General features: G+C 43.7%; 10 protein-coding genes. 3 read left to right on the top strand and 7 right to left on the bottom strand.

Going from position 1 to position 12,904, the window contains the following annotated elements:
- Positions 1-36: 36 nt before the first annotated feature.
- Positions 37-771 (bottom strand): NADPH-dependent oxidoreductase, encoded by a 735-nt coding sequence (locus tag FE005_RS15590; RefSeq protein ID WP_138372169.1) that lies wholly within the window; start codon positions 769-771, stop codon positions 37-39.
- Between the two features lie 348 nt (positions 772-1,119).
- Here FE005_RS15590 and FE005_RS15585 point away from each other — a divergent pair, with 348 nt between their 5' ends.
- Positions 1,120-3,777, top strand: coding sequence for a cation-translocating P-type ATPase (locus tag FE005_RS15585; RefSeq protein ID WP_138372233.1), 2,658 nt, complete (start codon positions 1,120-1,122; stop codon positions 3,775-3,777).
- Between the two features lie 96 nt (positions 3,778-3,873).
- On the opposite strand, the gene FE005_RS15580 is transcribed toward FE005_RS15585, so the two are convergent.
- The 4 genes from FE005_RS15580 to FE005_RS15565 are packed head-to-tail and all read right to left on the bottom strand — an operon-like array spanning position 3,874 to position 9,893.
- On the bottom strand, positions 3,874-6,027 hold the full coding sequence (locus FE005_RS15580; protein WP_138372168.1) for a transglutaminaseTgpA domain-containing protein: 2,154 nt from the start codon (positions 6,025-6,027) through the stop codon (positions 3,874-3,876).
- Positions 6,024-7,052 (bottom strand): DUF58 domain-containing protein, encoded by a 1,029-nt coding sequence (locus FE005_RS15575; RefSeq protein WP_138372167.1) that lies wholly within the window; start codon positions 7,050-7,052, stop codon positions 6,024-6,026. The genes FE005_RS15580 and FE005_RS15575 overlap by 4 nt, the downstream gene beginning before the upstream one ends.
- Positions 7,052-7,990, bottom strand: coding sequence for a MoxR family ATPase (locus FE005_RS15570; RefSeq protein WP_003125938.1), 939 nt, complete (start codon positions 7,988-7,990; stop codon positions 7,052-7,054). Before FE005_RS15570 ends, FE005_RS15575 begins: the two co-directional genes overlap by 1 nt.
- Before the next feature lie 58 nt (positions 7,991-8,048).
- Positions 8,049-9,893 carry an FAD/NAD(P)-binding protein gene (locus FE005_RS15565; RefSeq protein ID WP_138372166.1) on the bottom strand — a complete coding sequence of 615 codons (1,845 nt, stop codon included), beginning with the start codon at positions 9,891-9,893 and terminating at the stop codon, positions 8,049-8,051.
- A gap of 292 nt (positions 9,894-10,185) precedes the next feature.
- Here FE005_RS15565 and FE005_RS15560 point away from each other — a divergent pair, with 292 nt between their 5' ends.
- Positions 10,186-10,566, top strand: coding sequence for a VOC family protein (locus FE005_RS15560; RefSeq protein WP_003125943.1), 381 nt, complete (start codon positions 10,186-10,188; stop codon positions 10,564-10,566).
- Positions 10,567-10,675: 109 nt separating this feature from the next.
- Here the strand turns inward: FE005_RS15560 and FE005_RS15555 are convergent, their stop codons facing one another.
- A complete protein-coding gene (locus FE005_RS15555; protein WP_003125946.1) occupies positions 10,676-11,671 on the bottom strand; it encodes an ROK family protein in 996 nt (331 codons plus the stop codon).
- 166 nt (positions 11,672-11,837) lie between these two features.
- On the opposite strand from FE005_RS15555, the gene FE005_RS15550 reads away from it, so the two are divergent.
- A complete protein-coding gene (locus FE005_RS15550; protein WP_138372165.1) occupies positions 11,838-12,647 on the top strand; it encodes an HAD-IIB family hydrolase in 810 nt (269 codons plus the stop codon).
- A 10-nt stretch (positions 12,648-12,657) separates the two neighbouring features.
- Here the strand turns inward: FE005_RS15550 and FE005_RS16890 are convergent, their stop codons facing one another.
- The gene (locus tag FE005_RS16890; RefSeq protein ID WP_156247947.1) at positions 12,658-12,828 is read right to left on the bottom strand and encodes a hypothetical protein; all 171 of its coding nucleotides are present in this window, start codon (positions 12,826-12,828) and stop codon (positions 12,658-12,660) included.
- Positions 12,829-12,904 lie beyond the last annotated feature (76 nt).

Here is a 12,904-nt window from a genome sequence, read left to right as displayed (position 1 = left end):
CGACCGGTAACAAGGAGCAGGTGCTTGTTTTCGTAGTTACTGTGTCAAAAAGCCTTGCCTTTTCAAAAATTTTTCTACGTCCGGACGGCGAGGTTCTTGGAAAAAGCCAGTCATTTTGGTTTGCCAATCCGTTTTTTGTTGATTGCTTCTCCGATGGGCATAGTAGTCCGCGGTAGTTTCATTGTAGCGAGCAACGAGGTCTTCGGTCAGGGGCTGATAGTGGTCGACGCTTAACACAGCGGATTGCGGTAAGCGAACTTTCGGCTCATTTTTCGTTGCGGGATAACCGATAGTCAACCCAAACAATGGCAGTGTATACGGGGGCAGCTCCGTGAGTTCAGCGATACGGAACAAGTCATTCCGGATTCCGCCAATGTAACAGATTCCCAGACCTTGGGTTTCTGCAAAGGCTGCCATATTTTGAGCAACAATCGTGGTATCTACCACAGCAACTAGAAGGGCTTCCATATTCGACAACCCATCACTAGGCAAATTTGCTTGTTGCAACAATTGATGGTGTTTATATAAATCTGCTACGAACAGATAAAAGACACCCGTCTGTGTGATATAGTGGGGAGCACCGGCGATTTTCTCGATTTCTGCCAATCTTTTAGGATCTTTGATCTCGATGATTGAATAGGCTTGAACGAAATTTGAACTTGAACCGCTTTGTGCTACTTTGACAAGTTGTTGCTTCATTTCTGCTGATAAAGACTTTTTTTGGAAGTCTCTAACCGATGTGTGACTTGTAAAAAAATCAATGGTTTCCATTATTGTTCCTCCTCTGTCACGCTTGTTACGCTGTAGATTAGTGTAACAGAAAAAAGAAGCTTTTTTCAAAAAAATATATCTGAGAAAAGACAAATTTGTGCATAAAGGTTGCTATCTTCAAAAAATTTCGTTATGATGATTCTACATTCTGATAAACCCTTAGGGGAGTAACCAGTGGCTTCGGCTGCGATAATATCAACAGTAAGTAAACTGGCGACAGTTTTCTGGTATTATATGAAATGGTGAGACCTAAGACAAGCATCCACTTGTCTTAGGTCTCTTTTTTTCTAAAAAAGGACTCATGCAAGGGATAGCAACTATGAAGGAGAGAAATCATTGGCAAAAGAAATGTATCAAAAAGAAATCACAGAGGTTATGAACGAGGTAAACAGCAGTCCATCTGGATTGTCCCAGCAAGAAGCGGCAAAGCGCTTAGAAAATGGTTTGAATCAGCTGAAAGAAGCTCCCAAAAAATCAAGTTTGATACTCTTTTTAGAAACCTTCAAAGATGCGATGGTGATCGTTTTGCTGATCGTGGCTATCGTTCAGATGATCATGGGCGCCCATGTTGAATCGATTGTCATTTTTGCTGTTTTGCTACTGAATTCGGTTGTTAGTGTCATCCAAACGAAAAAAGCAGAAGGATCGTTAGATGCATTGAAAAGCCTCTCGGCACCCAATGCAAATGTCATCCGAGATGGAAAGGAACAAACGGTACCGGCAAAAGAATTGGTAGTGGGTGATATCGTTATTCTAGAAGCAGGGGACTATGTACCTGCTGATGGCCGTCTGATTGAAGAAGGGGCATTGAAAGTCGATGAAGGAATGCTGACCGGTGAATCGACACCTGCTGAAAAAGAGCTTGGGGTTATTGACCGCACAGCGCCTATTGGAGACCGCGATAACATGGTCTTTAGTGGAACGATCGTGACTTACGGCCGTGGCCGTTTCATTGTGACTGCCACAGGAAATGTGACAGAAATCGGGCAAGTCGCTGGTTTATTAGAAAACACAGTGGAACACAAGACGCCATTACAACGCGGGCTGGATCGCTTCAGCAAAAAATTGAGCTTGGCGATCCTCGTTCTTTCCTTGATTATTTTAGGTGTCCAAGTTGCTCGGCTATTTTTAGGTGATGGGTCTGGCGATATGACCGCCGATCTAGTCAACGCTTTTATGTTTGCAGTCGCTGTTGCGGTGGCTGCTATTCCTGAAGCACTCCAATCGATCGTTACGATTGTTTTATCGATCGGTACCAAACAAATGGCTCGTCAACATGCGATCATTCGTAAGTTGCCGGCAGTTGAAACACTAGGTTCTACTAGTATCGTTTGTACAGATAAAACAGGAACATTGACCCAAAATAAAATGACGGTCGTTGATTTTTATTTGCCAAATGGACAGACGGGTGAATTTTCTGAGAATCCTTCTGAATGGACATTGCCTGAACGTCGCTTGATCGAGATCAGTGTGCTTGCAAATGATGCGGCAATCAGTCCCGAAGGAGCTAAACTAGGAGATCCCACAGAGATTGCCTTTCTTGATTATACAGAAAAATTGAATCAACCGTATCGTGAGATTCGTCAACAATACCCGCGATTACAAGAATTGCCTTTTGATTCCGATCGGAAACTGATGTCCACATTGCATACCATTGATTCGGAACAACTCCTTTTGACAAAAGGGGGACCGGATATTGTGATCGGAAGAAGTACAAAGGTTCTTATCAATGACGAAATCGTTCCACTGACTGAGGAAATCAAACATCAGTTGCAGCATCAAAATGAAGAATTCTCTAAACGCGCGCTGCGGGTTTTGGCTTTTGCTTATCGTCCACTGACAGTGTCTGAAGACGAAGAGCTGCATTTAGGTCTCGAAGAAGAGTTGATCTTTGTTGGTTTGATGGCGATGATTGATCCCCCTCGGAAGGAAGTCAAGCAAGCCGTGGCAGACGCGAAATCGGCTGGCATCAAAACAGTGATGATCACTGGTGACCACAAAACGACGGCTGTGGCCATTGCTCAGGAGATCGGGATTGCGCAAGAAGGTGACTTAGCATTGACCGGTACAGAGCTTGATGCACTGTCGGAAGAAGAACTGACGAATCAATTGGAGAAAATCACTGTCTACGCCCGCGTCTCTCCTGAGAATAAAATCCGCATTGTGCGAGCATGGCAAGATAAAGGGAAAATCTCTGCTATGACCGGTGATGGCGTAAATGATGCACCAGCATTGAAGCAAGCGGATATCGGGATTGCGATGGGGACCGGAACGGACGTTGCAAAAGATGCAGCAGCAATGGTCTTGACAGATGACAACTTTGCTTCAATTATTCGAGCGGTAGAAGTTGGCCGCAATGTGTTTGATAATATCAAAAAGGCGATTTCTTATCTTTTTGCTGGTAACCTCGGCGCGATTATCGCCATTGTGTTTGCTTTAGTAATGGGCTGGGACAATCCATTTACAGCCTTGCAATTGCTGTTTATCAACTTAGTGAATGATTCGCTTCCTGCTATCGCTTTAGGGATGGAAAAAGCGGAACCAACTATCATGCAAAGAGAACCTAGAAATCCTGATGCTGGCATCTTTTCTGGTAAAACGCTGATCTCAGTTACTTATCGTGGGATCTTGATTGCGGCAGTGGTGATTATAGCGCAATGGATCGGGATGAATCAATCGCCGGAGTTAGGTGTTGCAATGGCATTCTCAACTTTGATCTGGAGCCGTACATTACAAACATTGCCTGCTCGTTCCAATACAGAGACTGCTTGGCAAGCTGGATTGTTTGCGAATAAAATGGTTTGGCTGGCGATCGTGGTTTGTGGTCTGCTTTATAGTGTGACATTGCTACCTGGAATTCGGGAAGTCTTTGCGATTCCAGAAACCTTTACAATGAACCATGTTGGGTTAAGCATAGCTATGGCAGCTGGTGCTGTCTTGATGATGGAAATCACAAAACTGATTATTTTAGCGGTACAATCTCGAGGGAACAACACGAACTCATGATACTTGCGGGAGTGTTTTCGCTAATCAGATGAACAAAATAAGAACCGAAGGCGCAGCATGCAGTACTGCGTCTTCGGTTCTTTTTCTTGCTTTCATTTAATGGACTTGATTGATTTTCTTTAATTGACTGATTTGCTGGGCGACATGAAGAATCAGCTGTTGTTGGCCGTCTATTGGTTTCCCACCGTAAAGATAATCTTCATAGGTTGCCGTCAGTTGGATAAAACTCCCGTGGAAAATAGGATAAACAGCTTCCAATCGGCTGGCGTACTCACTAAGAGGTTCCGAATCAGCATGGAAAAGAACTTTTGCTGCTTGTTTCATCAAGACAGGATAGGCGGTTGGTAATGGTTCGGAGCGAAAGCGAGCAATCAACCAGATGCGAATTCGGAAAAAGTAGCGGCGCAAAAGATACAGTAATCCCAAGAAAACCAAGCATGCGATACCTTGCAGAAAATAACGGATCCATTGCCATGTTTCAGGTGAGAAAAGGTGTTCTTCTGCTGGCGCAACAGTTGCCGTCATTGTTGTGGAACTGCTGGTCTCACTACTGCTGCTGGTAGAAGACTCGCGACTAGAACTGCTCGTTTCAGGTAATACTTCAGAAGAGACAGTTGTTGTTTGCAATTCGGGACGATCAGGATTTTGAAAGTTCGGCGTCGGCTCAAACGGTACCCAGCCAAAACCGGCAAAATAGACTTCCGCCCACGAATGCGCGTTGCGGTTTCTCACGGTAAATGTTGTCAGGCCATTTTCAGTTTGAGCATCTCCTGGCGAAAAACCCTTGACCCAGCGCGCCGGAATATCGAGCGTTCGTAATAATACCACCATCGCAGTCGAGAAATTATCACAATAGCCAACTTTTGATTCAAACAAAAATTGATCGACATAGTCTTGTTCTTCTGCTGGATAGACGGCATCCGTTTTTGAATAACGGAATTCAATTGAATTTTTCAAGTGATTTTCAATAGCTGTGACTTGTTCGAAGATGGTACTTTGATCTTCTGTGATTGAGCGCGCAAGCTGCCGAATCCGTGCAGGAAGGTTCTCTGGTAATTGTGTATAGTCAACAGGAGTATCTGGCTGTTGCAGCGGCAAGGATTGCAATGTTTCAGCGGCATAGTCCGCTGGCTGCCAAGCCAGTGAAACTTCAATCTGTTGTTGCGGCTCCATTAGATCGACTCGTTGAACCGCATCATCCACAATAAATCCAGTGGCTCCTTCTTTAATAGTCAGTTGACTACTTCCATAAGGTAATGGCAAATAATCTCCCTGATTCTGCAAATAAAGCTGGACTGTTTCTTCTTTAAGATAATCTTGTTGATAATTATCATCTGCAATCCGCAGGGAATCAGGCACTGTTCGCAGATCTTCTTCCCGTATCGTATTGATCCAACCCTTGCCAGAATAAAAATCTTTGCTTTCTACTCGCCAATAATGGCGGGTATCTTGTTGGGCTGTAAATAACACGGTATCATCGTCTAATAAAGGACCGCCTAATTGCCGATCATTTTCGCTAAAGCCTGTACGGGACCCGCTAGGTGCACCATGTTCTTCGATAAACTGATAAAAGCCGCGTTGATTCGCTTGTGTGCGTATACCAGTGGTAGCTGCTACCAAGCGATCGCGAATCGCGGTTCTTGGCAGCAGTGTTGCTCCAACCAACAGCAACGAACATAGCAGGGTGAGCCCCAGCCAGAACGACCATTCTCGTACTGTTTTCAGCTGTTGGGTTTTGATCAGGCTGCAAAGAACTCCGCAAAAACACACCCCCAACAAATGCCACGTTAGATTGAAATCATTAAAAATCACGACAGTCAGCAGATAGAGACACATTGCACCGTAGACAATATAAAAATGCTGGATGTAGATCGAGAACACAGCAAACAGAAGAATGCCGGTGACGATAATGGTCACTGCAACAAGTTCAGTGATATAACCAACTTTGCCAGCCAGAATCTCGCTGAGAGCTGTTTGCAAATCATAAAAATATCTTTGGAACCAAGTGAAGGAAAATCCTTCACCATAAGGAAAAAAACGGTAAAGAGTGACAAACCAGCCTACGATGTAAAAAGGCAGACTGTAGCGAAGACGAGGACTTAAAATACTCACGAAGCAAATCAGAAAGGCGTACAGAAGCAACGTAGTTTGGTGCCCCAAGTGGTAGACTGCTAAAAACGGCAGCACCGTCAAAATGATCGCAATGTAAGTCAGAGCTCCGATTATGGCTTTTTTGATCAAAGGATTCATTCAGACACCTCTTTGTTCGACAGTCGTTGGATCAGGTCATGATACGTATAAACTTGCAGCATGTTGCTTGGCGTCAAGGATTCCAGATAGACTTCTAAGGATTGCGAGACAGCCGGTGTGATGATAATCACCTGACGCCCTGAGATTTTGGGCAATGGTTCTGGGACTGTGATAAATGGCTGAATCGCTGCGAAAGCTCCAGCATGGATTTGATAAGGAGAATCCAGGCCCTCGCCGATCAATAGTTGCTGAAAAGGCATCTTTTTAAGCAAGAGATTTTGGAGCGAAAAGAAGATCGCCAATGTGTCTTCAAAAGCAGGGTGAGATTCACCCCAAAACAACAAAGTCAACTCCTGTTGTTGTTCCGTTTCATGTTCTCGATAAATCAGTTCTTGCTGTTTACTGGAGAGCTTCCAGTCAATATGCTTTAATGAATCCCCTTGCTGATAGTTACGGTAGTTTCGAATGGTGAAATTTGATTCCCCGTAAGTATATTTTCGCGGCTTTTTTTCAAAAAGTGTCATCAAGGATAGGACCTCGGGGCGATATTCTGGCAAAATGAGGATTTCTTGTTGGATTTTCATTTGCCGCCTTTTTCTGAAGAATCCCCAAAGTTCCTGGCTTGTGAGGGTCAATGGCAGTCCATTATATGCTCCTCGAGCGGTAGGAAGCCACAGCACCTCTAAGCGGATGGATTCGCCCCGATAAAAAGTGAGCGTCTGTTCCTGATTTTGAAAGAGCAAAGACAGCTTTGGGATTGGCAACAGCGTTGGCCGATACTTGAAAACTTGCAGCGGCAAAGGCGTTTCTTTGTTTATTTGTGTTTGGATCGATTCTTCAAGAGTCACTTGGATTTTATTAAGGGAAGGCAGAATGAATAACAAGTCTGCTAGTACCAATAAAGTAACAAAAAAGAGGAGACTCCAACCTGCTTCATTATTGAAAATGATACAATAGCTTAGTAAAAGAAAATAAGTAACAAAAAATACCAGATATTTTCCGAATAACCGCTGTTTGCTCATCATCAGCGCCTCACTGGTACAGGAACGCGTTGGATCATTTGCTTCATGATCTCAGAGAGACTTTCCTGGCTGGCAGTAATCCCGCCTTTTAATAATAAGCGATGACCAAAAACGGCTGGCAAAATTCGTTGCAAGTCTTGAGGTGTCACATAGGTTCTTCCTTCGGTCAAAGCCAATGCTTTTGCCCCTTTCAAAAAGGCAATGCCGCCACGAGGGCTGATGCCTAAATCAATGGCATTATGGTTGCGGCTAGCTTGGACCAGCTGCAGCGCATAGCGAGCAACTTGATTGTCCACGAAAACTTGATCGACCATTTGTTTCAATGCGGTAACTTCCTGCGAGGTCAATATTGTCTGAATTTGATTGAGGGATTGCTGGCGTTGTCCAATCAGTAAAGCAAGCTCATCTTGAAAAGCAGGGTAGCCAATGTGTAATCGAAACAAAAAACGATCCAGTTGTGCTTCCGGCAAAGGATAGGTTCCTTCATATTCGATTGGGTTTTGAGTCGCCAACACAAAGAAGTGAGGGCTTAGCGCGTAGGTTTGATTATCGATGGTCACGTGATTCTCAGACATTGCTTCCAATAATGCTGCTTGTGTACGAGGTGTTGTCCGATTGATTTCATCTGCTAATAACACAGAAGTAAAGATAGGTCCCGGTCGAAATTCAAATTGCTGGTTTTCTGAATTGAAGATCGATACACCTAAGATATCATTGGGCAAAAGATCTGGGGTAAACTGAACACGCTTATAGTCGCTTTGGATGGCTTTTGCCAATGATTTGACTAGCATCGTTTTCCCTACTCCGGGAATATCTTCAAACAAAACGTGACCACCTGCCAATAATGCCGCCACAGTTAATTGGATCACATCACGTTTTCCTAAAATCACTTTCTCGACTTCATTGATCAACGCATCGATCTTTTGTAGTTCATCTGCCATTTTTCAACCTCCTTGAGCCTTTTCTTTTATTGTATCGGTTTTTATTTGCAATCGCAATTTATTGAAGGCAGCGCCTATCCCCAAGAAGAGAACTAGTCAAGCAATGGGCAGCAATCTGATCTGCTTGTCGTAAATTAAAAGCATTGGTTCCCGGTTGTGCTGTGGCGGCGGTTAGCCAGTGAATGCCTTCTGTTGGGATACCAAAACAGTAAAGTCCTTCTTGAATCTGATCATTTGGATCAAGCAACTGGCTTGTGGCCGGATCAATCGCAATGGCACCTGTGTAAAACGGAGCCTCCTTAGGAATGTATAATTTATGAGGACTGGCAATGCCATCAGCTAGTAAGTGTCTTAACAATGGATTAGCGGTACGACGAATATCCGTCGATTGAATCCGAGCTTCCAATACCTGCTTAGCGGCGTATCGTTGTTGGGGATAGCTGGCTGAATAGGCCACAAAGGTGCCGCTTCCTTCAACGATCATCTTTGGACCAAGAATCGTGACGATATCCGCTTCGATCAGTGCGATCAATTCACGAATGCGCTGAAGCGGGGGGCCAATCGATAAAAAGGCGTTCAATGGAACGAAAGACTGCCAGAATTTTTCTTTTAATGCTTTTGGCGAAAACAATTGCTGATCAAGCATAAAGCGAACCGGATCACGCAAATCTTTTAACAATTCAAACATACTACTGATCGGACTTGTTAAATTTCCTTTGGCCGCTTCTGTAACATCCCAAGTAAGATAGGTCAACAGAAAGTCGCGAACCGATTGGCTTTTTTTTCTTTTGTAAGGATCGAAGATATAGCGCCAGTCCAACCAATTTTGGCGAGGAATTTGGAAGTCTGTCAAAACATCGACGGCGCCATTTTGGCGGACAAATTGTTCAGTAAAAGCCGCTTGATCATCTTCAGACTCTTGAGACAGCCAGCGTTGATAATAAACAAGTTCCATTTCTTTCTGCAAATAAAAGAAAAACTCAGTGGACTGATCTTGACCTTTCGCTTGCCAAGAGCGGAGTCGTTCCGTTGTCAAGAAGCGAGGCAGAATCTGTTCTGTTGGATGCTTCTGATTGGCTCCTCGTGCGTGGTATGGCAAACCTCTTCCTGATCCGGCAATGATTGTTGGTTCATTGCCAGAAGGAATGTAGCGAAGGTGATCAGTACCAATAAAGACACCGCCGCGATCAGTGGTCAAACGGGTGACATAATCAAAGAACGCCAATCCTAGACCTCGGAGAATAACGTGTTCTCCGCCTTTAACTTTATTAAAATCGACATCCGCTGCATTCTGAGGCGGAGAATACAAAAAGCCTTTTTGGCGGGCGAATTCGTTTAATCGATCTTCTTCTTCAGTGAGCGAGACTTGATGATGCCCAACTGCCAGAATCACTCGGTCCGATTGAAGAGAGTGCCTGTCTGTTTTTAGTAAATAGTGCGTTTGTTTCGGTATTAGGCCAATGGCGTTTTCCTGCAAATACGTGAATGTGATGAATGGGGGCAATGTTTCAACCAATTGCTGATAAAACCATTTCTGATACAGCCCGTATAATGCGCGAGAACAATGACCGTCAGGATCCAACTTGTCAATTTCTGATACCAGTGAGGGCTGATTTTTTTTAGCAAAATTCCTACCGTCTTTTTTTGCCCATTCGTAAAGACTGGGACCGGGGTTGATCGGGCCGCCAGTTTCTAGCGTTTCGTCAGTAAAAAGGGTGACTTGACTGGTCACAGAATTGAGTAGCAAACTTTGCGGTTGATTCGTTTGCCAAATAGCGCCTCCAGGGGGATAGGGATCAATCAATGTGAGAGATAGGGACTGCTGATTGATACTTGCTTGAGCAATCAACCTTTCACATAGTGACAGTCCTCGTGGTCCAGCACCGATGATTGCGATGTTCATTTTCATTCCTCCTTCGCAAACTGGAGAATCTTTTTTGATCGATGACTTATTTTCTTTCACTTTAGAGAAATTTTTGAGGAACTGCAACTATTGCGACTGGTTTCAGAAAAACCATTCAAGTAATGGCTTAAAATAAGAGGAAATAAGAAGAAAGAGGATTGCTCTGTGATAGGAATAAAATTGCTGGAAAGAAGAAACTTCGATACAATGAATAAGAGAAGAATTTGGATGTGCATGATTAAAGGACAAGTAAAGTGGATTCTTTTCATAAAAAAGCGAAAAGAGGGATACAATGTTTGTGGAACACATTGCCATTTGGGTTCGTGATCTAGAAAAAATGGCCGAATTTTATGAAACGTATTTTGGTGCCCAACGTTCTGAAAAATATCACAACACCAAGACTGGGTTTCAATCTTATTTTTTGCGTTTTGATTCTGGCAGTCGTATCGAATTAACGACAAAGCAGCATCTTCACCCTGGTGGAACAGATACACTGGGTTACACGCACTTAGCGATGGCTCTGAAAAGCCAAGCGGAAGTGGATGCTTATGCCCAACGTTTTGTTTCAGATGGCTTTCCTCTGCTGAGCGGTCCCCGCACAACAGGGGATGGTTATTATGAAGCGGTGATCCAAGATCCTGAAGGGAATTTGATCGAAATTACTGTTGCGTAAACAAAAAACGAACGGTGATCCCCTGATTTGGCGTAACTTTTCGCCTGCAAAAAGGAGAGATCTACTCGTTCGTTTTTTTGGCGCAACTCCCAATGCCCAACGGAAAGGTTTAGCAAGATAGATCGTAGGGGGTATTGCGGAAAAGCAGCCAGTGCATACCCAAGATCATGGCTTGGTCGAAGTCGTGAACAAAGGTATATACAGGATGATTCGGCTGTTTGGTAATAAAAGGGTCGTGAGTGATAGCCGCTAGCAAGTCTTCTTCTATTGCTGCTGTACTGGCAAAAACAAAGCGATCAGGAGCAAAAGCAGCATTATAAAAAGGCACTAAAGCAGATAAGCGGGCCACCAATTCTTGAGTACTTTTTGGAGCACCTTTGTCGATAAAGCCTGGTAAGTATTTTGCTTCTCCAGCAAGCGCATTTTGGCCTTCTAACAGAGAAGCATTGAAGATCAACGTGATCCCTGGCATGCTGTTTTCGGGATTATAAATACCTACGATGTTTTCCGAGAGAGAAATCTGCTTGGCGATACAATGGCCAACGGTCAGCAAATGGGCATCATTTTGATAAAAGCAAGGAATAGGCGTAATCTCCTTGAATAACTGGTCAAGATCCCATCCATCAAACTTTTCATACCAGCTGGAAGTCACGACACCCTCACTGATTTTTCCTGGCAACAGCACAGCGATCTGTTCGACATCAGCGAAAGCTTCGATAGATTGTCGGACAAGATTCTGAAAGGCTGTCGGTGTGATCTCGGAAAAAGCTTGGTGCTGCGCAGCTAAGATCGTTCCTTTCAAATCGATGTGGTAGCTTCTCAACTCCAATTGACGATTTACTTCTATCAAAGCGAGCAACAATGATTTTGAGTACTTATAGTTAAAGCAATATTCGATAGCTGGGCGCCCAATCTCTCTTTGAACGAGCTTGCCTTTCGTTACCATTCCCTCTGAAACAAGATCTTTTAATAAAGAATTGATCGTCACCATGCTGATGCCGGTCTCTTTTACCAGATCGGATGCAAAAGAGGTCCCTTTTTGAAACAATTCTTTTAAGACGACTTGAATATTCTGGTGGCGAATCAAGTTTTTATTGGCAGACATGTTATTGCCTCCTTTAGTGAACCTAGTTTATTAAGTATAGCGATGAAGCGCAGCAATGTAAAGAAAGTTCCTAAAGCGATTGACGGTTTTCAGTTAAATAAGTATATTTAATTAAGGTAGTTAAATAAATAGAGCGGCAGCGACGCGGCGAAGGATGTGGAATGAGATGATCAAACTGATCATTACAGATTTAGATGGAACATTTTTAAATAGCCAGGGGGCCTTTGATCAAACCTATTTTGATAAAGTCAGCCAGATGATGGAACAAAGAGGGATAGCCTTTGCCGCTTGTACTGGCAAGCAGTGCGAGCGCGTAGAAGAACTGTTTGGGGATCAAGCAGCGAAAATCTGGATATTAGGGGATAGTGCCACACGAATCAAACATCAAGGAGGCTATGTGTTTGAATCCTTACTCCCAAATGCATTGGGGCAGCGTTTGATCCAACGATTAGAAAAAATAGCAGATGACCATGTGATCATTGCTTGTACCCCAACAGCCGCTTATATCAAGGAAACGACAACGGAAGAAAAGGCAGCCCGGGTTCGAGGTTCTTATCGTGTTGTCAAAACGGTCACCAGTTATAGTGAGATCCAAGAAGACTTCGTGAAAGTGACGGTATATGATCCTAAGTTACGTTGTTTCGATAGCGTCAAGCAGCTGTCTTCTTTTGCAGCAGATGCCTACATCGTTGCTTCAGAAGCTGCGTGGATCGATATCACTAATCAAGGTGTCCATAAAGGGACAACAGTAGCCCAATTACAGAATTTGCTGGCAGTGAGTCCCCAAGAAACGATGGTCTTTGGGGATGGATTGAATGACAGCGAATTAATGGCCGCTGGCACCTACAGCTTTGCAATGAAAAATGCTTTTGAGGAAATCAAGGAAGCTGCAGCTTTTGTGACCCGCTCCAATGATGAAAATGGTGTGCTGCGAACCATTGAACTGATTTTGGCGTTACAGGAATCTAAGCATTGATCTAATCGATTTAGGCTATCGGTTCATTGATTGATAGCTGCAAAAGAGCAACCAGCAAAAAAAAGGTCTGCAACATAAGTTCTTCAACAAACTGACTATCTGAAGGTTGTTGTAATTGTCCTGCGGTCAGCAGGGTATCTCCATAAGTGGGAAATACCTCGCGCAATTCAATTACTGTCATTCAGATAGTTTAGTTTGGTTGATCCTTATGTCGCAACCTTTTTTTCTTTCGGTATTGCTCGTTCTTTAAAAAAGGT

The sequence above is a fragment of the Enterococcus sp. M190262 genome, from assembly GCF_005843965.1.
GTDB classification, from domain to species: domain Bacteria; phylum Bacillota; class Bacilli; order Lactobacillales; family Enterococcaceae; genus Enterococcus_D; species Enterococcus_D gallinarum.
This window is presented reverse-complemented; position numbering and strand designations above follow the sequence as displayed.